21 protein-coding genes, 1 tRNA gene and 1 pseudogene are annotated in these 24138 nt (G+C 65.9%); 9 read left to right on the top strand and 14 right to left on the bottom strand.

What is annotated here, in order from left to right; genetic code table 11:
* The first annotated feature begins 172 nt into the window (after window positions 1-172).
* A complete protein-coding gene (locus tag JQ507_17010) occupies window positions 173-1855 on the top strand; it encodes a Na/Pi cotransporter family protein (GenBank protein ID QRI73041.1) in 1683 nt (560 codons plus the stop codon).
* 229 nt (window positions 1856-2084) lie between these two features.
* Here the strand turns inward: JQ507_17010 and JQ507_17015 are convergent, their stop codons facing one another.
* The 7 genes from JQ507_17015 to JQ507_17045 all read right to left on the bottom strand — a co-directional run bounded on the left by JQ507_17015 (window position 2085) and on the right by JQ507_17045 (window position 15257).
* A complete protein-coding gene (locus tag JQ507_17015) occupies window positions 2085-3827 on the bottom strand; it encodes a M23 family metallopeptidase (protein QRI73042.1) in 1743 nt (580 codons plus the stop codon).
* 249 nt (window positions 3828-4076) lie between these two features.
* On the bottom strand, window positions 4077-4415 hold the full coding sequence (locus JQ507_17020) for a lipid-A-disaccharide synthase N-terminal domain-containing protein (GenBank protein ID QRI73043.1): 339 nt from the start codon (window positions 4413-4415) through the stop codon (window positions 4077-4079).
* Window positions 4415-5194 (bottom strand): glycosyltransferase family 2 protein, encoded by a 780-nt coding sequence (locus JQ507_17025; protein ID QRI73044.1) that lies wholly within the window; start codon window positions 5192-5194, stop codon window positions 4415-4417. Before JQ507_17025 ends, JQ507_17020 begins: the two co-directional genes overlap by 1 nt.
* 69 nt (window positions 5195-5263) lie before the next feature.
* Window positions 5264-6109: a phosphatase PAP2 family protein gene (locus JQ507_17030; protein QRI73045.1), complete on the bottom strand. Its 846-nt coding sequence runs from the start codon at window positions 6107-6109 to the stop codon at window positions 5264-5266.
* A 1-nt stretch (window position 6110) separates the two neighbouring features.
* A complete protein-coding gene (locus tag JQ507_17035) occupies window positions 6111-7856 on the bottom strand; it encodes a glycosyltransferase family 39 protein (protein ID QRI73046.1) in 1746 nt (581 codons plus the stop codon).
* A gap of 82 nt (window positions 7857-7938) precedes the next feature.
* Entirely contained in the window at window positions 7939-10053 is a 2115-nt protein-coding gene (pbpC, locus tag JQ507_17040; protein ID QRI73047.1) for a penicillin-binding protein 1C, read from the bottom strand.
* A complete protein-coding gene (locus JQ507_17045; protein ID QRI73048.1) occupies window positions 10050-15257 on the bottom strand; it encodes an alpha-2-macroglobulin family protein in 5208 nt (1735 codons plus the stop codon). Before JQ507_17045 ends, pbpC begins: the two co-directional genes overlap by 4 nt.
* Before the next feature lie 287 nt (window positions 15258-15544).
* Between JQ507_17045 and JQ507_17050 the strand changes: the two genes are divergently transcribed.
* From JQ507_17050 to JQ507_17065, 4 genes are all read left to right on the top strand, one after another.
* Window positions 15545-15621, top strand: a tRNA-Arg gene (locus JQ507_17050).
* Window positions 15622-15686: 65 nt separating this feature from the next.
* The gene (locus JQ507_17055; protein ID QRI73049.1) at window positions 15687-16385 is read left to right on the top strand and encodes a hypothetical protein; all 699 of its coding nucleotides are present in this window, start codon (window positions 15687-15689) and stop codon (window positions 16383-16385) included.
* Window positions 16386-17023: 638 nt separating this feature from the next.
* Complete coding sequence (locus JQ507_17060; GenBank protein ID QRI73050.1) at window positions 17024-17491, top strand: DUF992 domain-containing protein; 468 nt, start codon at window positions 17024-17026, stop codon at window positions 17489-17491.
* Between the two features lie 492 nt (window positions 17492-17983).
* Complete coding sequence (locus JQ507_17065) at window positions 17984-18280, top strand: hypothetical protein (GenBank protein QRI73051.1); 297 nt, start codon at window positions 17984-17986, stop codon at window positions 18278-18280.
* A 296-nt stretch (window positions 18281-18576) separates the two neighbouring features.
* Here JQ507_17065 and JQ507_17070 read toward each other — a convergent pair whose 3' ends face one another.
* Window positions 18577-18990 carry an SRPBCC family protein gene (locus JQ507_17070; protein QRI73052.1) on the bottom strand — a complete coding sequence of 138 codons (414 nt, stop codon included), beginning with the start codon at window positions 18988-18990 and terminating at the stop codon, window positions 18577-18579.
* Between the two features lie 220 nt (window positions 18991-19210).
* Between JQ507_17070 and JQ507_17075 the strand changes: the two genes are divergently transcribed.
* On the top strand, window positions 19211-19516 hold the full coding sequence (locus JQ507_17075) for a hypothetical protein (GenBank protein ID QRI73053.1): 306 nt from the start codon (window positions 19211-19213) through the stop codon (window positions 19514-19516).
* Window positions 19517-19543: 27 nt separating this feature from the next.
* Here JQ507_17075 and JQ507_17080 read toward each other — a convergent pair whose 3' ends face one another.
* The 3 genes from JQ507_17080 to JQ507_17090 all read right to left on the bottom strand — a co-directional run bounded on the left by JQ507_17080 (window position 19544) and on the right by JQ507_17090 (window position 21462).
* Window positions 19544-20179 carry a 2-dehydro-3-deoxy-6-phosphogalactonate aldolase gene (locus JQ507_17080; protein ID QRI73054.1) on the bottom strand — a complete coding sequence of 212 codons (636 nt, stop codon included), beginning with the start codon at window positions 20177-20179 and terminating at the stop codon, window positions 19544-19546.
* 16 nt (window positions 20180-20195) lie between these two features.
* Window positions 20196-21104, bottom strand: coding sequence for a 2-dehydro-3-deoxygalactonokinase (locus JQ507_17085; GenBank protein QRI73055.1), 909 nt, complete (start codon window positions 21102-21104; stop codon window positions 20196-20198).
* 142 nt (window positions 21105-21246) lie between these two features.
* On the bottom strand, window positions 21247-21462 hold the full coding sequence (locus JQ507_17090) for a hypothetical protein (GenBank protein ID QRI73056.1): 216 nt from the start codon (window positions 21460-21462) through the stop codon (window positions 21247-21249).
* A gap of 208 nt (window positions 21463-21670) precedes the next feature.
* Here JQ507_17090 and JQ507_17095 point away from each other — a divergent pair, with 208 nt between their 5' ends.
* Entirely contained in the window at window positions 21671-21847 is a 177-nt protein-coding gene (locus JQ507_17095; GenBank protein ID QRI73057.1) for a hypothetical protein, read from the top strand.
* A 92-nt stretch (window positions 21848-21939) separates the two neighbouring features.
* Here the strand turns inward: JQ507_17095 and JQ507_17100 are convergent, their stop codons facing one another.
* On the bottom strand, window positions 21940-22245 hold the full coding sequence (locus JQ507_17100) for a hypothetical protein (GenBank protein ID QRI73058.1): 306 nt from the start codon (window positions 22243-22245) through the stop codon (window positions 21940-21942).
* Window positions 22246-22388: 143 nt separating this feature from the next.
* Complete coding sequence (locus tag JQ507_17105) at window positions 22389-22565, bottom strand: hypothetical protein (protein QRI73059.1); 177 nt, start codon at window positions 22563-22565, stop codon at window positions 22389-22391.
* A gap of 188 nt (window positions 22566-22753) precedes the next feature.
* On the opposite strand from JQ507_17105, the pseudogene JQ507_17110 reads away from it, so the two are divergent.
* Window positions 22754-22939, top strand: a pseudogene (locus JQ507_17110) (hypothetical protein).
* A gap of 280 nt (window positions 22940-23219) precedes the next feature.
* Complete coding sequence (locus tag JQ507_17115; protein ID QRI73060.1) at window positions 23220-23576, top strand: hypothetical protein; 357 nt, start codon at window positions 23220-23222, stop codon at window positions 23574-23576.
* Window positions 23577-23634: 58 nt separating this feature from the next.
* Here the strand turns inward: JQ507_17115 and JQ507_17120 are convergent, their stop codons facing one another.
* Window positions 23635-23880, bottom strand: a complete 246-nt coding sequence (locus JQ507_17120) for a pentapeptide MXKDX repeat protein (protein QRI73061.1) — start codon at window positions 23878-23880, stop codon at window positions 23635-23637.
* Window positions 23881-24138 lie beyond the last annotated feature (258 nt).

Here is a 24138-nt window from a genome sequence, read left to right on the forward strand (position 1 = left end):
TTCGTTTACCGGTATCGCCGTGTCCGAACGACGCCGCCTCGATTAACGGCCTCTTCGCTACAAGCCCGCTCCCCCGGCCGGTTCCAACGTGAACAAAAAGGGGTTGATCGCGGGTCAATTGGCTCTATAGCGTGAACCCTTCGACTCGAATTTGCCGGGATATCCAGGACGTATGGGAAGTCTTGTTCTGCTTGATCTGATGGGGGGCGTCGCGCTCCTGCTGTGGGGCCTGCACATGGTCCATAGCGGGATCCTGCGGGCCTTCGGGCCCGATTTGCGGCTGTTGCTGGCGCGGGCGCTCCGCAACCGGTTCACCGCGCTCGGCGCCGGCCTCGGCCTGACCGCCCTGCTCCAGAGCTCGACCGCGACTGCCCTGATCACCAGTTCCTTCGCCGCCGAGGAGATCGTCAGCCTGGTGCCGGCGCTTGCGATCATGCTCGGCGCCAATATCGGCACCACGCTGATCGTGCAGGTGCTGTCGTTCAATGTCGCAGCGGTGGCGCCGGTGCTGTTCATTGTCGGCCTCGTCGCATTCCGCAGCGGGCCACGCTCCCGGATCAAGGACCTCGGCCGGGTCGCGATCGGCCTCGGCCTGATGCTGCTCGCGCTGCATATCCTGCTCGATACGATGGCGCCGGCCGAGAATGCCCCGGGCGTGCGCGTGTTCCTGAACGGGATCACCGGCGATCCCGTGCTCTGCATCCTGATCGGCGCGTTCGTCACCTGGCTGGTCCATTCCAGCGTCGCCAGCGTGCTGCTGGTGATGTCGCTGGCCTATTCCCAGTTCATCTCGCCCTACGCCGCGTTCGCGCTGGTGCTCGGCGCCAATCTCGGCAGCGCCATCAATCCGCTGATGGAAGGCGCGCGGCGCGACAATCCGGCGAGCTACCGGCTGCCGGTTGGCAACCTCGTCAACCGCGTCGTCGGCATCCTGCTGGTGGCGCCGTTCCTGCGCCCGATCACGGAAACGATTTGCACCTGGCAGCCCGATCTCGCCAAGGCGACCGCGCTGTTCCACATCGCCTTCAACGTCGCGACCGCGCTGCTGTTCATCGGCGTGCTGGATCACTTCGCGCGCCTGCTCGAGCGGCTGCTGCCCAAGCGGGCGCAGGAGACCGATCCGTCACGGCCGCGCTATCTCGACGAGAGCGCGCTGGAGACGCCTTCGCTTGCGCTCGCCGACGCCGCGCGCGAGGTGCTGCATATGGGCGACCATGCCGAGGCGATGTTGCGCAAGGTGATGGCGGCGATGCTGACCAACGATCGCGCGCTGGTCGACCATGTGTCGAAGATGGACAACACCGTCGACCGGCTGAACGAGGCGATCAAGCTCTACGTCACGAAGCTTACCCGCGGCAGCCTCGATGAGCGCGAGGGACACCGCGCCATGGAGATCGTCGCCTTCGCGATCAACCTCGAGCATATCGGCGACATCGTCGACAAGAACCTGAGCGAGCTCGCGACCAAGAAGATCAAGCACCGCCTGCAATTCTCGGCGGAAGGCGCCGAGGAATTGGCCGCGTTCCACAAGCGCACGATCGATTCGCTGCGGATCGCGTTCGGGGTGTTCATGTCGGGCGATGCGAGCGAAGCGCGCAAGCTGCTCACCGAGAAGGCGGCGCTGCGCGCGGCCGAACTTGCCGCCGTCGAGCGCCATCTGGAGCGACTGCGCGAAGGCCGGCCCGAGACCATCGAAACCACGTCGCTGCATCTCGACGTGCTGCGCGACCTGCGCCGCATCCATTCGCACATCTGCTCGGTCGCCTACCCCGTGCTCGATGCCGCCGGCGAGACCGCCGCCGATCGGCAGAACGCGGTGGAAGCAGCCGAACTTCCGGCGCCCGGGCGGCCTTGATCAAGCGCGGTCGCGCCAAAGCGCGATGAGATTGGGTTGATCTGAAGCAGCAGTGGGAATTCACCTCTCCCTTGGGAGAGGTCGGCGGGTAGCGCCGGGTGAGGGGTTGCGGTCTCTTGTAGGAGCAGCGCCCCCTCACCCGATTTGCTACGCAAATCGACCTCTTCCCGCTGGGGAGAGGTGAACGAATCTTGCGAGATTAACTGACTCGACCCAAACTCATCATGCTCTAGGTCGGCGGCCGATGTTCCGAACCACGCGGCGGCTGTGGAGACGCGGAAGCCGCAACGAGCTGGTCGATGCTGTCGCGCTGGCGATCGAAGGCGCCAAGGAGATCGCCCTGCAGCACCCGGCCGCCCGACAATTTCATCCGAAGCGGATCGACGTTACGGCCGTTGATCCGCACCTCGTAATAGAGATGCGGTCCGGTCGAGAGCCCCGTGGACCCGACATAGGCAATCGTCTCGCCCTGGCGAACACGGTCACCCACCTTCAGTCCGGACGGGACGCTCGCGATGTGAGCATAAGTCGTCTCGTAACCGCGATCATGCCGTACCCGGATGTACTTGCCGTACCCGCGTTCGTACCCTTCGGTCTCGACGACGCCGGCGCCCGCGGCCGCGATCGGCGACCCGTAGGGGGCGGCGAAATCGACGCCCTCATGGAAGCGGCGATCGCCAAGGATCGGATGAATGCGCCACCCGAACCCGTCGCCGAGGCGTCCGCTGACCACCGGCTTGCGCAGCAGAAATTTGGTGATGGACTGGCCGTCCTCATCATAGAAATCGGAGCTGCCATCGTCCGGCGCCGTGAAGCGATAGTAGCGGCGCGTCTGCCCGCCCGCCGCCAAATCGATGAACACCAGTTCCGGTTGGCCGATGTCGTTGGGCGCATAGATGATCTCGGCCACATCGGCGTCGCCGAGCGGCTCGTCGAGGTCGAAATCGCGGCCGCACAGCCGCATCAGTTCAGCGACGATCCCCTCGTCGACGTGATTGGAGCGAGCAAGCGCGTTGAGGCCGTCGCGTAACGTCTCGCCCGGGACGGCGTGCGTGTCGATCGATTGGCGCGGCTGCCTTCCGCCCGACGCGGCGGCCTCCGGCTGTTCCGGCACAATCGCCTGGTATTGACCGACATCGGTGCGACCGACGGCGGACACGCTGGAGCCCGCCCGTTCGATCGACACTTTCGCGACGTGGCCGCGCGGCGCCCCGGCATCTCCGTCCTGCTCGATGACGGTGATTTTCTCGCCGCCCGACAATGTCTGCTGACGGCCCGTCGACGGGAAAGCGGCAAGGATCGCCGGCGCATCCTCCGCGGCCGCGGCCAGCGCCCGCAGGATGGCGGAGAGCGTGTCACCGCTCCTGGCGACAATGACATGTCGATAGTGACGAGAGGAGGAAGGCGACTTCGGAAGGCTGGTGACATTGACGGCGTCACCGATCGGAGCCGGCGAATGCGGCACGTCTTCAACGTCGGCATAAGCGCTGGTGCCGCCCGGCAGCCCACGGCGCGATGGACCTCCCCGAATGATCGATGGCAACTCCGACGGCAGTTGCGTGCTTGCTCGCTGCTCGTCCTTGCCGTCCGCCGGCGTTTCGCGGCGATGGTCCTGCTCCGGCTCGGGATCGATCTCCGCAAGCCGCGCCGACACGCGGGTAAATCGACGGACCGAGCCGGCATCGCTCAATTGCTCGATCTTGAGCGCCGAGGGATTGCCTGGCGAGCCGGGCCTCCGATCCAGGCGATCGCCGCGCCGCGCCTCGTCGACCACCTGCCCCGTGACGCGCGGACCTGAGACCACCGGCGACGCAGCGAATCTCGTGCGATAACCAAATGCGCCGCGAAGCGCGCCACCAAGCAGCACCACGGCCGCGGCGCCGATCAGGATCGTCCCGGCCATCCAGCGGATACTGACGGCGCGCCGGTCCGGCAGACCGCGCTCGCCGGTCAGCGGCGGCGCGTCGAGCAAAACGACATTGCGGACATGCAACAGATAACTACCCGCTCTGGTCGGTTCGCCACGGCTGGTCATCGACGCCCCTCATCCCCTGGCGCATGGACTCGGGATGCCGCCACGCCCACGACGGGCCGTAGATGCCATGCGTCTTGGGGCGATTGTTTGACCGTCGTCCGGATTTGGTCGCAATCGATGCTGGAAGCCATCAAGACTTCGAAAGCAGCCCCAGCATACCGTTCGCCGCACCGACGGCCGTGCGGATCAATTGTCGAGCGTCTTCGACGCGCGTCGGCGGTTCTTCACGATCAGCATGATGTTGCGGACATAGATCAGCGTGGCGAGGCCCTGGCCGAGGATGATGACGGGTTCGCGCTTGGCGAGCCCGTAGACCAGCGTCATCAGGCCGCCGCCCATCGAGAAGAACCAGAACGCCATCGGCACCACGCTCTGGCCGGCGCGCTCGCTGGAAATCCACTGCACCAGAAAGCGCGCGGTGAACAGCAGTTGCGCGACGAGGCCGAACGCCAGCCAGAAATCGAACTTGGCGACGAACGTGTCGTAGAAATAGGCGCTCAGCGCCTGGCCAAACTGAATCAGCATCATTTCACCTTGGTGACATCAGTCGCATCGGTGACGCCCGGCACTTCCGTGACGACCGGCGTCGGCTTCTTGCGGCGGATCAGCCACCACACGCCGGCCAGATCCATGATCCCGATCCAGAGCCGGTCGAAGAATCCATAGTTCGAGACGCCGGAATGGCGCGGGCGATCGACGACATCGACATAGGCGATCGCATATCCTTCGCGGCGGACCAGCGCCGGCAGGAAGCGATGCAGCCCGTCGAAATAGGGCATCGCCAGGAACACCTCGCGCGGAAACGCCTTCAGGCCGCAACCGGTGTCGCGCGTGCCATCACGCAGGATGATGCCGCGCACCTTGTTGGCGATGCGCGATTGCAGCTTCTTGAAGCCGGTGTCCTTGCGCCCGACGCGCTGGCCGGCGGCAAGGCCGACGCGGCCGTTGCCGCTCTCGATCGCCCTGATCAGGTCCGGCAGGAAGGCCGGATCGTTCTGGCCGTCACCATCGAGCGTCGCCACGATCGCACCGCGCGCGGCGCGAACGCCGCTGCGCACGGCCGCCGACTGGCCCGAGGAGATGGCGTGGCGCAGTTGCCGGAGATTGGGCCGCTGCGCCATGATCGCGCCCAGCCGTTCACCGGTGGCGTCGGTCGAGCCGTCATTGACGTAGACGATCTCGTAGGCCCAACGTCCGTCGAGCGCGGCCGCGATCTCGGCGATCAGCGGCGCGATATTGTCGGCCTCGTTGCGCACCGGCACGACGATGGAAACGGCGACCGGCGTCTGGTCGGAAACAGGCAATTCGGCACTCGTGGTTGATGTGGGGTTCGCGGCTGGAACCCACCCGATCCGGCCGCCGGGCGACCGCTTTTATGGGGCGAAAGCGCTCCTCGCAACCCTTTTGAGGCGCCCTTCCGAGGGGCCCGGCAACGCCACCACGGTGCCATCGCGATCGATGGCAAAACCAAGGCGGCGGGCGGCGAACCAGTAGCGTACGGCCGTTGCGCCGATCATGCCGACAGCCGCGCCGGCCACCACGTCGCTCGGATGATGGGCCAGCAGCACCAGCCGCGTCGCGATGATGATCAGCGCATAGACCAGCATCGCAACCCGCGCGCGCGGCCACACCGCCGACACGGCGAAGGCCAGCGCAAACGCCGTGATCGCATGTCCCGACGGAAAGCTCGAATAGGCCTCGGTGCCGGCGAAGTGCTGGAAGTTGAAGGCATTGGCCTTGCCGCCGACGAACGGCCGGCCGCGACCGACGATCCACTTGATCACTTCACCGGTCGCCACCGACAGCGCGACCGACAGGAACAGGTATTGCAGCCTGGTCCCGAGGCCAAGCAGGGTTGCGCGCGGCACGCCGCGCAGCGCGGGCGCCGCCAATGCGACTGCAATCAGCAGCAGACCGAGCGCGCTGAGCACATACTCGTCCTTGCCGAAATCGGTGAGAATCTTCACCCACCAGAGCGAAGGCGTGCCGCGCGGCGGCATCAGGCTGATCTCGGCGACATCGACCGCATACATCAGCGTGACGATCACGGCGCCGCCGATGACGAAGAGCAGCAGCACGTGGCGCGCGGAGCGGCGCGCTGCCTCGGCCCGGCGCGAATGCGACGGTGCCCGCACCAGCTGGGCGAGGGACAGCCAGACCAGCGTCAGCAATCGTCCGAAATAATTGGCGGATTCCAGGTTGGCTGGCGGCGCCGGCATGTCACTCCGTCCCTTCGGAACGGAAGATCGCAATCGAGACCGCCTTGCCCTGCGAGATGTTGTAGCCCTCGATCCGGACCGGCGCGTTGTAGCGCAGCCCGATCGCCTCGGCGCGCTGCACGAAGGCGCGCTCCGAGCGCTGTTCGACCAGCGCGAAGCGGCAGGAGCCCTGCCCCAGAAAATCCGCCGCGCCGGATCCGTCGGTGAGCAGCGTCGAGGTATCGGTCATGAAGACGAGGCTCGGCTCATGGAAGCCGGCCGCCGCCGCCTTCGGGCCGACGCAGGTGACGTTGCGCAAGGCGCGTGCGACCTCCTGGCTCGGAAACACGGTGGTGAGCCGCGGCAGCACCACGCCATAGGTGGCGCCCGCCATCAGCGCCGCGGCGATCACCGCATTGAGCAGCGAGCGTTCGGCGCGGCTGTCCTCGAACATCCACCACGCGACGAGGCCGAACACCATCGCGACGGCAAACAGCGGCCAGGCCGGAAACACCGGCTGATGGATCGCCTTGATGGCGCCGACGATCACCAGCACCGCGCCGAATGCAGGGATGGCAAACCACCAGGCGGCGCCACGCAGCAACCAGGGCGAACGCGACAGCACGCGGCGCTCCAGCGCGCCGACGGTCAGGATCGCGATCGCCGGATAGAGCGGCAGCACGTAATGCGGCAGCTTGGTCAGCACGGCTTCGAACACGATCCAGGACGGGATCAGCCAGGCCAACAGGAACTGCGCGCCGGGCTCACGCCGCGCGCGCCAGACCGCCGGCGCCGCCATGGCAGCAAGCGGCGCGCCGGGCCAGAACGTGATCCAGAACAGCAACAGATAGATCCCGGGCGGCGCGCCGTGCGATTCCTGCGCACCGAGCTTGCTCAGCATGTCGCCGCCGACCGAGTCGGCAAAGAAGGTCTCTCCGGCCCGCAGGAAGATCAGCACGAACCACGGCAGCACCAGCACAAGGGTCCACATCAGGCCCCAGACCGGACGCATCCGCCAGAACCACGCCGCCGATCGATCGAGGATCGCAAGCCCCGCCATCGCAAGGCCGACGAACATCAGGATCAGCGGCCCCTTGAGCAGGATGCCGACCGCGAGCGCGGTCCAGAAGATCGCGGGCGGGCCCCATGATGGATGCGCCGGATCCTCGCCGCGTTGCCAGGACAGATACACGCGCGCCATCGCACCCATCGCCGCGGTGACCGTCAGCAGCAGCATCGCGTCGGTCTTGGCGAGCCGCGCTTCGACCCCGAGCAACACGCAGCTTGCCATCATCAGGGCGGCCAGCACCGCCCCTTGCCGCGTCACGAAGGCGAGCGCCGTCCAATAGGTCAGCAAGACGGCGCCGATGGCGCCGATCAGGGACGGCAGGCGGTAGACCCAGATACGGACCTGGGCGCGCTGCACCCCGAGCGCGGAGATCGTCTTCAGCGCCGCCGCCTGCATCCAGTAGATGCCGACCGGTTTCTTGTACCGGACGTCGTCCTGGAAGCGGATGTCGACGAAATCGCCGCTCTCGACCATCTGCTTGGTCGCCTGGGCAAAGCGAACCTCGTCGCGGTCGATCGGCGGGATGGTGAAGAAGCCCGGCAGGAACAGCACCAGGCAGGTCAGCGTCAGAAACAGGAGCGAACGCCATTGGCTGGCCGTCGCGAACTCGAACGCCATGAACAGCCTGCGGCTCGAATGCGCAGGTTTTACAGACTGTTGCCCTGCTCCAAAGCGCCGGGGTTGGAGGCTATCCACCATGGGTTTCGCATACGATGAAACCGCAGCGCAAACAACCGTGCTGTTCCGCTTTCCACCCGTACCGTTCCGCTTTCCCGCGCGATCATTGCACGCGGATCACAACGGTATCCGCAGCTCCCGTGGCGTCGATCACGGTCAGCCGCGCGAAGCCCGGCCCGGGCGGGTCGATCAGGCGCTGCCGCCGGCTGTCGATGTCCCCGGCTGAGACACCATTGACGAGGACCGTCAGCGGCAGCACGCCGCCGGCAACCTTCACCGGCAGCGGCGCATTGCGGCCGCCCTCCGATTGATCGACGTCGATGCGTGAGCCGTTCAGCGGAAACTGGATGTGCGGGGCCTGATCATTGCCGCTGCGGACCAGCTCGCCCAACGGCCGGAACCGGCGCAGCGGCGGCGGCAGTTTCGCGTTGGAGGCAACCAGCACGCCCCGCGGCGGCTTCGGCAACGCCGCCGGGATCTTGCCGGTGCGCGCAAAGGCGTCGAACAGGATCGGCGCCGCTGCCGTGCGGCCGACCAGACCCGGCACCGGCGCGCCGTCCGGGCGGCCGACCCAGACGCCGATCGTGATGCGGCCGTCGAAGCCGACCGACCAGGCATCGCGATAGCCGTAGCTGGTGCCGGTCTTGAACGCGATCCGGTTGTGCACGCCGTTCTCCGGCGGCGGTGTGCCAAGCAGGACGTTGCCGACCTGCCAGGCCGCGGCCTGATCCATCAACCGCATCGTGTCGCGGCTGTCATTCTCCTGCATGATCTCGCGCAGCGGCTTGGTGGCGCCGAGCCGCGCCAGTCCGGAATAGAGCTGGGCGAGATCCTGCAACGTTATGCCGACACCGCCGAGACCCATCGCAAGGCCCGGCGCCTCGTCCTTCGGCAGTACCAGACTGGTGCCGGCCTGCTTCAGCCGCGACGACAGCCGGCTGGCGCCGACCCGATCGAGCAGCGCGATCGCGGGCACGTTGAGCGACAATTGCAGCGCCTTGCGGATCGGCACCGTGCCCTGGAACGTCATGTCGAAATTTTCCGGCGCATAGCTGCCGAAGCGGATCGGCCGATCCTCGATCAGGCTGTCGGGATGGACGAAGCCGTCCTCGAAAGCGAGGCCGTAGATGAACGGTTTCAGCGTTGAGCCCGGCGAGCGTATCGCGCGCGTCATGTCGACCTGCCCGGCCCGCCGCTCGTCGAAATAATCGGCGGAGCCGACGCGCGCCAGCACGTCACCGGTTTCGTTGTCCACCACCACGATCGCGACCGAGACGTCAGGCCCCTGCGCGATGGCGCGATCGCGCGCCAACGCCTCCAGGTTCCGCTGAAGTGTGGAGTCCAGCGTCAGCTTGATGACGGGAGAGTCCTTCATCGTCGCGACCGCCTGATCGGACGAATGCGGCGCCAGGATCGGGATCTGCTTGCGCAACCTCGGCACCGCCGCCGCCCTCGCCTGCGCGGCATCGTCCTTCGACACCACGCCATCCTCGACCATGCGGTCGAGCACGCGGTCGCGCGCGGCATGCGCGGCTTCGGGGTAACGGTCGAGCCGCCGCCGCTCCGGCGATTGCGGCAGCGCCACCAGGAGCGCGGCTTCCGCGAGCGACAGCCGCCTCGGCTCCTTGCCGAAATAGGCGATCGAGGCCGCGCGGACGCCCTCGAGATTGCCGCCGAACGGCGCCAGCGCCAGATAGAGGTCGAGGATCTGGTCCTTCGAGAGCTGCCGCTCCAGCTCGACCGCGCGCACCATCTGCCGCAGCTTTGCGTAGACCGAACGCTGGTGCCGCGGCTCGATCAGCCGCGCCAGCTGCATCGTGATGGTCGAACCGCCCGAGACGATATGGCCGCTGGTGAGCAGCTGGAAGCCGGCGCGCGACAGCGCCAGCGGATCGATGCCGTGATGCTCGTAGAAGCGCTTGTCCTCATAGGCGAACAGCAGCTTCAGATAGCCGGGATCGACGGCCGTCTTCGCATCGACCGGCAGCCGCCAGCGTCCGTCCGCCATCGCATAGGCGCGCAGCAGTTTTCCGTTGCGATCGACGACTGTGGTCGAGACCTGCTGCGCCTGCATGATCGGCAGCGGACCGAGCGAGACGACCCAGCCGGCGAAGCCGCCGGTTGCGACCAGCGTCGTGACGGCGCAGATCGCCAGGACGGTCTTGATCCGCCGCCAGCGCGTCTTGCGTTCCGGTGCTGTCCTCGACGCTGCGCTCATTTCGCGGGCTTCACCTCGACGGCGCCGGTGCCGCTGCGGCCGTAGCGCGAGGGGTTGTACATGTCCTCGACATAGGCCTGTGGCAGCACGTATTTGCCCGGCGACACCGCGCGCACGACATAGGCGACAGTGAACACCGACTTGTCGTTGGCGCCGCGGTCGATCGCCGCGGTGAAGCGGTCGTCGCGGAACTCGGTGTTCTTCGGCTCGACACCGTCCTCGATCCACGTGAGCGTGCCGGAATCGCCTGACGACACCAAATGCGGGTTGTCGATCTCGAGCCCGGCCGGCAGATAGTCCGCCACCATGATGTGACCGAATTCCGGTTTCGCTTCCGTGACCTTCAGGACAACCGCGAAGCGGTCGTTCTGCTTCGCCTTGCTGACATCGGCCGGCTTGCCGTCGAGCGTGAAGTAGCTGCGCTCGATCTTGAAGCCGTTGGAGGCCGCAGGTTCCGGCGTGACCGGCGAGCCCGCCACCGAGACCACCGCCTGCAGCGGTGCGTCGCCGGTGTTGGTGATCTTGAGCGGCTGGCCCGTCATCGCCTCGGCCTTGTAGCTGCGATAGACCGCGGTCTTGACGCCCTGGCCGTTGATGTCGAGGGCCAGCGTCTCCTTGGCCAGCGCGCGCGCCGCCAGCACCATCCACGCATTCTCCTGCGTCGAGGTGTAGGGCGACAGCCCCCGCGCTGCTTCCACCCGCAACACGGCCTGCGTCAGCGTCGTGCGCGGCGCATTGCCCTCGCCGGCAAGCGAGACCAGCGCCGCCGCATCGCGCAGTGCCGAGCCGTAATCGACGCGGCCGAACTCGATCACCGGTTTCGGGTTCAGCGCGTCGAGCGCGGCGCCGTAGACCCGCTCGGCCCTCGCTCTGTCGCCGACCAGCGCCAGTGCCGCGGCAAGCTGCGCCTTGGAGATCGGCGTCGCCAGATTGTTCAACTTGGTGTCGGCGAGATAGCGCAGGTCGCCGATCGGCGCCGCGCCATTGCGCGCGAGCACGTAGAGGCCGTAGGCCAGATCACGGCCGCCGTCCTTCTCCGGTTCGTTGGCATTGACCACCGAGTTCCTGACACGGTCGAGCGCGCTCTTGAACAGCACGTCCGGCACCGCAAAGCCCTTCTCGCGGGCGCGGGTCAGGAAGTCCGTCACGTAAGCATCGAGCCAGGCGTCGTCGCCGCCCGCCGACCAAAGGCCGAACGATCCGTTGGAGCCTTGTCGAGCGAGGAGCCGCTCGATCGCGTCGCGGATGCGCTGATCGACCGCGGTGTCCATCGCCAGATGGGCGCCGGCGGCGAGATCGTTGACATAGAGCAGCGGCAGCGCACGGCTGGTGATCTGCTCGGAGCAGCCATAGGGGTAGCGGTCGAGCGCCTTCAGGATGCTCGCGGCATCGAGCGCGGTCGACAGGCTCGCCGAGATCGAGACGCTGCCGGTGCCCGGCACCAGGTCGGAGAACATGTCCGACGTCAGCGTCAGGCTCTCGCCCTTCGCCAGCGTGCGGATCGAGCGGCGTGCCAGCACTTGCGTGGCCGGCTTGACGTCCAGTGCGTAATGCCGCGCCAGCGTCAGCCCGTTCGGCCCGGAAATATTGACGTCGAAATCGGCGCGACCGGCGCCACCGGCCTCGAGCCCGAGCGACAGCGAGGAGCGCTGCTTGGCGGCGAGCTTCACCGTCGTCGTGGGATTGCCCGACGCCTTGATCGGGCCGCTCGCCTTGATGCTGATTGCGTAGTCGCCGGCGGCGCCTTCGACATTGTCGATATCCATGCTGATGGTGCCTTTGTCACCGGTCAGCAGGAAGCGCGGCAAGGTCGCGGTCAGCACCACGGGATCGCGCACCGTCACGTCGACATTGGCGCGGCCGAGCTTGGTGGCGCTCCACGCCACCGCCATCACCCGCGCGGTGCCCGCGAACTCCGGAATGTCGAAGCTCACTTCGGCCGTGCCGTCGGGGCCGACCGTGACGATGCCGGAATAGAGCGCGAGCGGCTTCTGCGTCGGCGGCGAGCCCTGCAGCTCGGCGCCGGCCGCGTCGCCGCCGCTGCGGATTTGGCCGGTTGTGCCCTGCATGCCGTCGATCAGCTGCCCGTAGAGGTCGCGGATCTCGGCGGTCAGGCGGCGCTGGCCGAGGTAGTAGTCGTCCGGCGCCGGCGGCTTGTAGTTGGTCAGGTTGAGAATGCCGACGTCGACCGCGGCCAGCACCACCTTGGCATCCTCGCCGGGATTGAGCCCGCCGAGCTTGACCGGAATTTTCAGCGCCGTGCCCGGCCGCACCAGAGCGGGCGGCGACAGCGTGACGGCGAGCGTACGCGTCTTCTTGTCGATGCCGAACCATTTCAGCCCGATCGCGCGGCCCGGCATGCGCCCGGCGGCGGCATCGAGCGGACGGCGCAGCGTCGTCATGACGTAGGCGCCGGTGCCCCAATCCTTGCCAACCTCGAGTTTGACCTGCTGGGTGCCTTCCTTGACGTCGACGCTCTGGGTCGTCAGCAGGCGGTCACCAAGCACATAGACGGTCAGCTTGCCCGCGGTGCGCGCATTGACGGACACCGTCATGGTGTCGCCAGAAGCATATTCCGGCTTGTCGATCGATGTTTCCAGCAGATCGGGCGTGTCGGCGCTGCCGTCCGAATACCAGCCGACATCGAACTGCACCGAGGTCACAGGCCCGTCGGCATCGGTCGATTTCACATCGAGCCGGTAGCGGCCGGGCTGCGGCTGGAAGGTCAGGCGCAGCGGCTTGTCGGCCGCGAGGTTGGCGTCGCCATCGGCCACGCGGCGGGTCGACTTGACCGGTTCATACTGCCAGGACGAGTTCTGCCGGTACCACTGGTAGCGCGACTCCAGCTTCAGCAGCTCGTAGCGCAGCCCGTTGCGCGGCAGCTGCTTGCCGTCGGGCGCGACGAACACGACATCGAATTCGGCCTTGTCGCCCTCGGCGACGCTCTTGTCGCCGAACAACGGCTTGACGCCGATCAGCGAGGCGCTGGGGGCCACCGGCAGCACGATCTTGCGCTCGACCGAACGGCCGCCGCTCTCCGCCATGCGGATGAAGATCTGGGCCTCCTGCGGCCGGGTCGAGGCCGGGACCTTCTCGAGCTTCACCGGGAAGGTCGCCGCGCCATTGGCATCGGCCTCCGGCAGGTCCTCGATCGGAGTCCGCTCATTGCTCGCGGTCTTCTCGTCATCGACGCCGAACTGGTAGCCGGCATAGCCGGGCCGGCCGTTAGCGGCCGGCGCGACCAGCATATCGCCTTCGAGCTGAAGGCCCGAGGCCGGCGCGCCATAGAGGAAACGGCCGGAGACCTGAAGTTCCACCGGAACTTCAGCTTTGATCAGCTTCTCCTTGCTGGTCAGGTCGAATTCGATCCGCTCGGGGATGTAATCCTCGACCATGAAGGTGGTCTCGCCGACCGACGCGCCCTTGGGATCGGTGAAGACGCGGGCGCGCCAGGTGCCGGTCGGCACCGCGGAATTGAGCGCCACCGCCAGCATCCGGCCGCCGGCACCCTGGTCAGGCAGCACGGTGCGGCGGAATTCGACGCCGTCGGGACGCTCGATCACCATGGTAAGCGGCGTTCCGGTCAGCGCGTTGCCCTGGCCGTCACGCAGCAGCGCCGTCAAATAAACGGTCTCGTTGGAACGATAGACGCCGCGCTCGGCATAGACGAAGGCGTCGGCGCCGGCGGGGATCGCCCGGCCCGCGACGCCGCGGTCGGTGAGGTCGAAGGCATTGGTCTTCAGGCTCAGGAAGGCGTAGTCGGATTTTTCGCCTGTCACCGTGAGCAGCGCCGGCGACAGCCCGCCCTCGCCGCGTGCCAGGCCCTGCTCGAACAGCACGTGGCCGGCGGCGTCGGTCTTGCGGGTGGCCAGGATCTCGTTGTTGCGGGCGACCAGCTTCACTTCCGCATTGGCGACCGCTTCAGTCGAGGCCAGCGAGTTGACGAACACGTGGATACCGTCATTGCCGGAGAAGGCCGACAAGCCCATGTCCGAGACGATGAACCATTGCGTCGCCAGCGTGCCGTCATCATCGCTGCCCGGGCCCTTGGCCGCCGCGGTCATGACATAGACACCGGGCTGCAGGTCGCCGAGCGCCTGATCGACCGGAAACGCCGTGACCACGTCCTGGTTCAGCGTGGTTGCGGTCGCCAGCTCGCCGGACCACACCTTGACGCCACGCTGGCCGCCGAGATCGGAGAGCTGGTAACGGCTCAGCGTGCTCTGGAAGTCGCTATCGATCACGGTGTTGATCAGGTTGCGGTCGCCGATCCGGAACACATCGATCGTGACCGCCGGCGTGTTGACGCTGACCACCGGGATACCGCGCTGTCCGGTCCGCGGCAGCACATAGGCGCGCCCCGTGAACCGGACGAACGGCTTGCGGTCGCGGACATAGATGTTGAACTCGGCCGATTTCGGCAGCGTCTCCTTGACGGTCGAGGGCAGCCCGGCGCGCAGATTGATGTTGTAGCGCTCGCCATGCTTCAGGCCATCGACGCAGAGCTGCTGGCCTTCCGCCGACAGGGCCGGCTTGTCGGTGCCGGCCAGTGCCAGGTACGGCGCGAAATCGACGCGCTTGGCCAGCTCCTCGGAGAACTGGAAGCAGGCCCGCGGCGAGGCCGCATCGGAATCAACGCTATAATCCAGCAGCCGGAAGCCGTGCTCGTCGCGCATCCTCTCATACTGGCCTCTGATATCGGCGACCTCGCGCAGGTCGAGCGACAGCCGCAAGCTGTCGAGCGCCGGACGCCACAGCTTGCGCTCGGCGAACGCCTTGCCGAGCACGGCCAGCGCATCGGCCTCTTCGCCGGCATTGCCGGCGCGCTGATAGGCGATGTAGGCGGCGGTGGAGGCGCGCTCCATCAGGAAGGTCTGTTCGCTGGAGCTCGCCGACCTGATCTGGAACACGGTCTTGGCGAGCCGCAGCCAGTTGGCGCCGTCCTCCGGCGCGGTCGCCGCGATCTGGCCGAGGATCTGCAAGCCTCCGCGGAAATCATTGCGCTTGAAGGCGGCATCCGCGTCGGTGCGCAGGGTTGCGGCCGACTTGTTGACCGCCCCCGCCTCGCTCTTGATCTGGGCTTCCAGCTTGATCGCGGAATCGGCGAGGTCGTCGCGCTTGAAGGCCTTGTCCGCCGCCTGGGCGCTGACCAGGCCGAGCGCCAGCGTGGCGCAAACTGCAGCGGCACGAACCAATCCGATCATGATGGAGCTCCTGAACGCCCCGCGGTCGAGCGCCGCGTTGGGGTAAAAAATGCGCGAAAAGGTGACGGAGTGAAGGCGCCGACATGAACGGACGAAAACGTCGCAGATCGCATTGCCGACATTCCTTCGACCAACCCCGGCGGCAGCATCATGCCGGCTCGGGGGCTGGACAGGCCAACGCAGGACGGGACCCCTGCTCGCCTTTGTCGCTCGCCCACAGAAATCGGTTCGGACCGACTTGGCGGAAAAGCGGATTTTTCATAATGGCGGTGCTACAAGGCGGCCACGGTCCCGTAGCTCAACTGGATAGAGTAGCGGATTTCTACTCCGCGGGTTGCAGGTTCGAATCCTGCCGGGATCGCCAACAATGGCTCAGGTCGTCGCAGTGATCCGGGAAGCGGATCAGCCGGTCAATGTTGGCCAGCTTCGTTGCGGACGCTCTACGACCAGGAATGCCTGCTTCGAAAGACAATCGGTTTCGACTGGTCGAGCGCGCCGGCGCGCCGAATCGCGGCCCTGCAGCAACATACGGCCTGCTTCGTGGCGCCGACCCTCATCCTGCTCACGGGGGTCATCTTCGGCTGGGATAGCTTCAACGGATTTCGTAAGGCAGCGACTTTCGCGACCACGCAGTTTCACCTCAGCGGCGTGCTGCCATGGTACAAGCTGCAGAGCAACTACGGGCTATTTCGATTTGCCGGCCTGGGCTACGGATCGGCGATGTCGTTGCAGATCGCGATCGCGTCGGCCTGCGCGATCTGGGTGCTGGTCATGTGGCGCCGCAACGTCAGCTTCGCCTTGCAGGCCGCAACCCTGCTTGCGGTAACGCCGCTCATTTCGCCCTACTTCGCCATCTACGATATGCCGATCCTGGCGCTCGCGTTGGTGTTTCTGATGAACGCGAAGACGGATAGCCGGATCTCGCTGCTCTCCGATCGTCGGGTGTTTCGGATCGCTGTCGGCATCGTGTTCGTATTGGGCTACGCATTTCCGCTGGTGCTGGTTCCCGTTGGTCCGTTGATGTGCGCCGCCGTGATCGCGATCATCTTGATGAGAGACCGGAATCGCGCGGCAACCTCGGGGCCACCGCTGCGGTCCTGGCCGGATCGCCACGCCGCCCCTCGATGAAGCCATTTTCCGGAGGCCGCGAAGCCGGCCGGAAACAAACCCGGCGTAGCGTCCCAACATTCGACCAAAAGGGGATTCGGTCATGTGGGATTTCATCAACGAATTGTACCGCGATTTTTGCCTGGCCCGCCTGCAGGAGATGCGCAAGCTCGATCAGCATATCTGAACGGACGCGAACCATGGACAACGATCAGCCCCTGGCCGGCGCCATCCTGACGGCGATGGTGATTGCGGCGGTGGTTTGGGCCACCATCGGGCCTGCGCCCTTGCACAAGAAGGTCGGCAGCCAGCACCAGACGGTTGCCAGGCGCTGATCCCCGTAAGAGTCCGGTGCGTTCGAACCTTGGCGCCGGTCCTGCAGACAGACCGTCACTGGGATTGCGGGCCCAGATTGGAACAGGTCGCCGCCGGGACAAATCATTTCCAGCCCGGCGGCGTAATTTTCGGGACACAGTTAGCGTCGTTGCGACCGGCGCATTCTGCGGCGGGGCGATCGGCTGCGGCTTGCGCAGCGAGTGGTCCCCGCAGCTCTGCCGGATCGCTCGCGAAGGCCGCTGCGGCCGAGGCTCCCTAAAACTCTCTTAACCACAAGCAAAGGCCGTGGCTGAGATCGTGGACCGATCGCGCTTCGATCGGCGTTGTACAGCACCATGCGTGCAACGGATCATTGCGTCGTCCTTGCGATGTGTGGGGCGGTAATTGTCGTCGCCCCCATCGCAACCGCCGAGGCACAACAGGTGCAAGCCGGAACGCTTGCATGTCGCGGCGGCCCCGACACCGGTTTCATCCTGGGCCCGGTGACCAATCTCGACTGCGTGCTGCACGTCGAGAATGCACCGGACAGCCGCTACGTCGCGGCCATTCGCAACTTCGGCATTTTCATCGGTGAGCAGGAAGTCACCCTCACCTGGAAGGTGATGGCACCGGTGTCGCGGCTCGGGCTCGACGATCTCGCCGGCAACTACACGCACGCGAGCGGCGCCGGCGACAACGTTCTCACAGGCGGTACGAATGCGACGGTCGCCTTGCATCCGTTGGACGAAAAAGATCCCGCACCACCGCCGGTGAAAATCGAGAGCCTGGAAATTCGGCCGGTGAATCCCTGATCGTGCTCGCGCGCGGCAAGTCAAACGCACAACGCCGTCCGCTTGAAATATATGCGGACGGCGCTGCTCCTAGCCCCAGGAAGGTGATGCAAAATCCTGACGGCTCCAAGTCTGCACGTTCTGTGCCAGACATCATGGCCCATATGGGCTATTTGGCTGGAGAGAAACGCGGGTAGGTTAAGCATCGAGGTGCTGTGACGGTGCCTCACGACCAAAGTGTCAACTTGGCCTCAGCGTGGCCCACGCGCTGGGGCCGTTCTTTTTGATGTTCACGGTCTGCTCTGAAGTCGCATCCTGTTCTTTATCATCCAGCGCACGAATGCTTCCCTAGTTCTCCGTGCATGAACAAGGTTCCGGCGCCTTCAACGGCCCGATGCATTCTGGTCGTGACGTTGCAGGCTGCCGCGTTTGATTGCAGCGCGCTTCGTGATTTCTTGCTTCGAACTGCCTCCTCAGAGGTATTGTGAGCGTGCACCGAAATGCAGGACCGTCATGGAAGATTCCGTCCAGATCCGCTGCACACGCTGCAAGAACGTCTTTCGCGATCGCGCCATGCGGCTGCAGAACGGTTACACGCGCCAATGCCCTGGCTGCGAGATCGTCCTCTTCTTCGATGAGGATTCGCACGATCCAAACATCAAGCGCGCGATGCGAACCGCGCGGCGCGTACGCAAGGAGCTACGCGAAAGCGAAGACGTGAGCCCGAGAAAGGCCGCCGCCGCTCCGCGGCGCTATGGCGGCCGCTCGGCATCGAACCCGCGCGGAACCGTAGACGACGGCGACGATTGAATTGGTGCCGCAGGCTGTAGGACTATCCGCCGCGGCCGGCATTTTCCGACGCGCGGTCGAGCCACTGGCGGGTCGCCTCGTCACTCCAGCCGGGAACGGCGAAGCGCGCCGACGGCGTGACATCCGCGGGCGCGCGAACGGCTGCGGGTTGCCGTGGGTGGGGGTGACGCCGTGGTGCGGCGTTCGCCGGCGCGCACAGCATCACCAACAGACCAAGTGCCAAAACAAGGCGCATCGCAATTTGCTCCTGATCATCATCCCGACCGCGCCGAGAGAGCCGCCCTGCAATGGCCGGATCAGGACCGCCGCTTTGCCTCGACGTAGCGCTTGAAATTGTCCAGGATCGCCTGCCAGCCGCCGCGCTGCTGTTCGACCGAATGGGTATCTTCGCTGTCGAAGCTGACCTCTACCTTGACGCTGCCGGCCTCGGGCGTGAACGCAACCTGCGCGGTGCGATCGCCGAACGAATATTCGAGCAGCCGCGGCGCCTCGACCCTGGTGTAGGTGCCGGCGAAATCGAATCCCATGCTGCCGTCCTTGGCTTCCATCCGCGAGGAGAAGGCGCCGCCGGCGCGCAGATCCACGGTCGCAGCAGTGGTGTGCCAATCGTCGGAAGCCGCATTCCATTGCCTGATATCGTCCGGCGTGGTGTAGGCGCGCCAGACATCGGCGATCGGTGCGGCAACGATCGTTTCGACGGCAATCCTCATATGCGTTTCCTTCGTCGTGATTGAACGGGTGGATGCGCCCCTGGCGCCCGGCCGGGCCGGCGGATCGCGATCACTCTACTAGGGCCATCCGCGATGATCCACAAACGGCTCCACCAGCAGGCCGTCCCGGCCCGGGGCCGCCCGGGTTTGGCGCCGGCACAAGAATTTCGTCAGGAATGACCGTGTATGGAAGACGGAGCCAACGCCCGGAGAGGACGTCATGCGGAACCTGAACACTGTGCTGAGCAAGCTGAACGACCGCCTGCTGCGGCTGGAGGGCGAGCTGTTCGTGCTGCGATCGATCGCCCGCGCCGCCCTCACCGCCGGCGACGAATCCGCGGTCCGCACCCGCAAGCTGCTCGAGGGCGCCAGGCTCGCGCTGTCGGACGAAGCCGAGCGGCCGCTGGACGCCGCGACCGAGAAGTACGTCGCGGCCGCGATCGCCATGGTCGAAGAGCTGCTCGAGAACCCTCGCGAGGCGGCGCCGCTGTTCAGGGTGATCGATGGCGGCAAGCGCGACGATTAACCCGCGATCAGGCGTTGCGGACCGAGCTTAGCTCGCCCCCTGCACCGCCCTGTCATACGCCTCGATCGTCGTCCTTGCCCTGACCGCAACATCCGCGGCCGTCATGCCCGGCTTGTAGAGGCTGCTGCCGAGACCGAAGGCGCGAATGCCGGCCTTCACATACACCGCGAAATTCTGCTCCGAGACGCCGCCGACGGCGGCGATCATCGCATCCGGCGGCAGCACGGCGCGGATCGCCGAGATGCCTGAGGCGCCGAGCACGCTCGCCGGAAAGAATTTCAGGCCTGAGGCGCCCGCACGTGCGGCGAGCAAGGCTTCCGTCGGCGAGAACACGCCGGGCATCGTGACCATCGCGTGGTCCCGGGCCCGCCTCAACACGTCGACATCGACGTTCGGCGACACCATGAGACTCCCGCCGGCGTCGTGGAGATGATCGACGTCCGCGGCCGACAGCACCGTGCCGGCGCCGATCAGGACATCGGCAGGCGCCCGCTTCGCCGCGATCGCGATCGAACGGAACGGCTCGGGCGAGTTCAGCGGAATCTCGATCGCGGTCATGCCAGCCTCGATCAGCGCGCTCACGATGCCCAAGGTCTCGTCCGGCCTGACGCCGCGCAGGATCGCGAGCAGCGGACGCTGCATCGGCGGAAACGGAATGCTCATGCGTTGATCCTCAATTTTACCAGATCGCCGCCGCTGCGCCGGCAAGGCCACGGCGAACCGCCTCGTCTGCATCCATGACGTTGAGCGGAATGGAAAGGTGTTCGAGCCCGATCTGATAGAGCCGCTGCAGGCGGCCCGATGCGATCAGCGTGACCGGCGTTGCCCGCGCCCGCTCGGCGAGGCCGGCCGCCAGCTCGGCGCCGATCAATGTGCCCGAGATCGTCTCGCGCGCGGCCTGCGCGCTGCCGCCGAACAGCAATTGCCGCGATCGCACGCGAAACAGCAGGTTGGCTGACAGCGCAGGCGAGGCGAATGCCTCAGCGACCGCCGAGCAAAACGCGTCGGCATCAACAGCCTCGTCAGCGTCCGCGACGGCGTGAGACAGGATGGTGTCGCGCACGACCGCGCTGAACAACTCGCCGGTCATCAAGGTCGCAAAACGCTCGACGGTTCCGCCGCGCAGGCGCACCCATTTGGAATGCGTTCCCGGCATGCAAACGAGCGCCTCGCCCGGTGCGTCCAGACCGAGCGCGCCGAGCAACTGGGTTTCCTCGCCGCGCATCACGTCGGGAGCCGCGACATTGCGCTGCGCAATTCCCGGCAGGATGCGAATGTCCCGCGCCTGCCCGCTGACCTTGACGGCACCTTTGAGGATGTCCGAGAGATGCGCCGGCGTGTCGACATAGCCGGCCTCGACCCAGCCCTGCCGCGCGCCGGCCATGCCGCAGATCACGACCGGCAGATCGACGGCCGCCCCCAGCGCGTCGAGATGCGATTGCAGCACGGAGGCAAAGCCGGTCCTCGCGGCCGCGGTCATGCCCTGGTCGCTGCGGCGTTCGCCGAACACCTCGCCGCCAGCGTCCATCAGCCAGAGCCGGAAGCTGCTGGTGCCCCAATCGACCGCGACATAGGAAGGCCCGCTCATCGCGCTCAGTTCCACGCACTCAGTTTCCGGCGCAGCGACGGCACCGCTCATGAGACGCGATAAAGGCCTTCCTCGGGCCGCGCAAGACGGCCCGTTGGCGTGCTGCTACGAAACTCCTCGCATCAGGGCATGCGCGGTTCGGTTACCGCGCGCCCTTCAGCGTACAGGAGGTCGTGCAGGTCGTGACGTTGCCGTGGTCACACTTGATGCAGGCATTGACGCACTGATCCATGACCTTGGGATTGTACTGACTATAAAGATTGGCCGCACAGCTGTTGGTCGATCCCGTGACCTCCGGGTCGGGCCAGCAACCGGACAGTAAAAATGCTGCGGCACTCAAAATGGCGACCTTGCGCATAAGGCCTCCTGCCACGCTCTATCCAAGTAACCTTACAAGTAACCTTGATAGGTTAGGTTAAATTCCGGTTTCAATTGCGACCTTATCCGGAAGCAGTATTGCTTATCCACCGGACATTTCCCCAAGGTCCGGGCCCACACCGGCAAGGCCGTCAGGCGACCCCGCCTGGCGGCTTTGTTGCCCAGCAATGCGCAAGGATACCAACAAGATGGCCAGAAAGCCGCGGTGGTCGTTCAAGGAGGACCGACGACTGATGGAATTGGCACGCTCCTCCAAGACGCTGGAGGAGGTCGTGAAGGCGACCGGCCGCTCGCCGGAGCGGATCAAGAAGATGGCGATGCGCCTCGGCCTCTCGATCAAGCCGCGTGGCGCCACCAAGAAATAATCTGAAATACGGCGCTCTGACGCCCGGGCCGGCCGGCGCGGGTTTGAGCCACGTGGCACCGCTGGTATGAGGCAAACCCGACAGCAACAGAACTAGGGTTCAGGCGGACAATCGTCCTTCGCTCGTACGGGGATCGCCTTGACCTCACCTACGGCCTTGGCCTCATCTGCAGCCTTGACCTCGCCCTCACCCCTGGCCTCGCGCTCGGCCTCGCCCGCCCGGGTGCAGGTGGTCAGCACGAAAGCCACCCGGCTGCACTGCCATCCGGGGCCGAGGCCCGCGCTGGACACCTGTTCGGGCGATGCCAGCGTGAGGGACACATACGCTACCAAAACGGCACCCGCCGCGCCTGCGACAGCCAGCGCCGCGCCCTTTCCGGACCACAGCTTTGACATCATGGCCTTGGTTCCCGCCGATCTCTGGGGATTGATCAGGCAGCTCACTTGTCCGCGTGTGACCGGAATCACAACCGGGACCAAACAGTTCAGCCCGACTCTTACGGTCTGATGTGGGAGCGATATTGCACTGCCGCAAGGCAGGGTCAGCGTGCCGGCTCGATCACATTACAGTTGGATCGGCCCGACATCACACAATCCTGCATCTTGCTCGCCGCCGTCAGGTCGTGCGCGAGCCAGAGACCGACCGCGAGCATGACCACCGCGACCAGCAATCCGATCAACGCACCACGGCGGTTGCCTCCGTCTTCGGATTCGCTCATGCCCGCTTGGGTTCCCGTTGCGATTGCCCCGCATCATGACCGTTTGCACGGTTGCGTGCGATCAATTCTGCAACAGTCGCACAACGAAATGCGCGCCGGCAGCCGTCTGCCCCTGCAATTCCATTGCGGGCGCTTCAGACTCGCGAAACACTGCTCGCGCAGGTGGAGCGCGTGTGCGGGGCGTGCCGATGAGCGAACAGCAAGTGAGCTACGATTATCAGCGTTACAGGCAACTACTGTCGGAAGCTGTCGACGAGACCAGCAGGCTGCGCCTGATCAGCCTCCTGATCACCGAAAAGGCGCGCGACAGGCTCGAAGCCCAGCGCGCTTCCGACCGGAGCGCGATGACCGCCGAGACGGTCGCCAAGGTTTTGGGCACCAAGGTCTCCGGCAATGACGTCCTGGGCAACGGATGGCGGGAGCAGTCTGAGCGCGGCTAGACGTTGCGACAGGGCCGGGCTGTCGCCGGATTCGGTGACCAACCACTCACCACGCCGACCTCCAGGCGTAGGCAACCACCGCCATTTGCTGTGCGCTCATATCTCCTTTGCTCCACAGCCCCTCGTTCGCCACTGGCCTTTTCGCCGCCATTCACTTATTGAACGCCGAACCGAACCCCATCCATCAACGAACAGAAAGCAGCGGGCTTCCTCTATGAGTGGCTTCAAGGAACCGGGTTTTGCCGACCGCCAGAAAGCGGCCCTGCAGGCGCGGCAAAACCTCCTCAACAAGTTTCGTACCCAGCCAGGCGCTGACGATCCGACCGTGAAGGCACGGGCCGAGGAGCGCGCGGCGATTGCCGAACGCCGCGCCAAGGCCAAGGAAGCCCGTGAAATCGAGAAGGCCGAACGGAAGCGCCGCGAGGAAGAAACCGCCGCAGCCGAGGCCGCCCGAATCGCGCGGGAGAAGGAAGAGGAAGTCGCAAGACTGGCTGCGCTCGAGGCCGAGCAGAAGGCCAAGCGCGACGCCCGCTACGCGGCGCGCAAGGAGCGCGGCAAGAAGAAGCGCTAGCCACCGTCGTCAGGCCCGCCACGACGGCGGGCCTGCGGGCGGTGATCGATCGCGGCAATCAGTTCTTCTTCATGCCGTCGTCCTTCTTCATCATCGCGCCGCCGTCCTTCTTCATGGCGTCGTCCTTCTTCATGCCATCGTCCTTCTTCATGGCGTCCTTGGACATGGCATCCTTGGACATCGCGCCTTCCTTCTTCATCGCATCGTCGTGGCCCATCTTGTCCTGAGCGAAGGCAGCGGGCGCGAGCGCCAGGCTGAACGAGAGCAAAGCTGCGGAGAGGCCGAGGCGGGTCTTGGTGGTCATGATGATGATCCCTTGTATGATCCAGTGTGAGCGCGACGACTTGCCGCTCTCTCCTCGACGCACTTGCGCCGCCCGTTGTTACCTCCAATAACAAATTCTTGAAGCGTCCCGCGCGCACGCGCCGGGTCGGCGCGCAGTGTGCGCCGCAGCAACGGCAACGCTTGCGGCCGCGTATCGGCTCGCACTATCAGGGCGCCTCGAACTATCAGATGAGAGAAAACCCACGCGAAGACCGGCTAAGCTGCAACTCCGCGCCGG

The organism is Bradyrhizobium sp. PSBB068, assembly GCA_016839165.1.
In the GTDB taxonomy this organism is placed as follows: Bacteria; Pseudomonadota; Alphaproteobacteria; order Rhizobiales; family Xanthobacteraceae; genus Bradyrhizobium.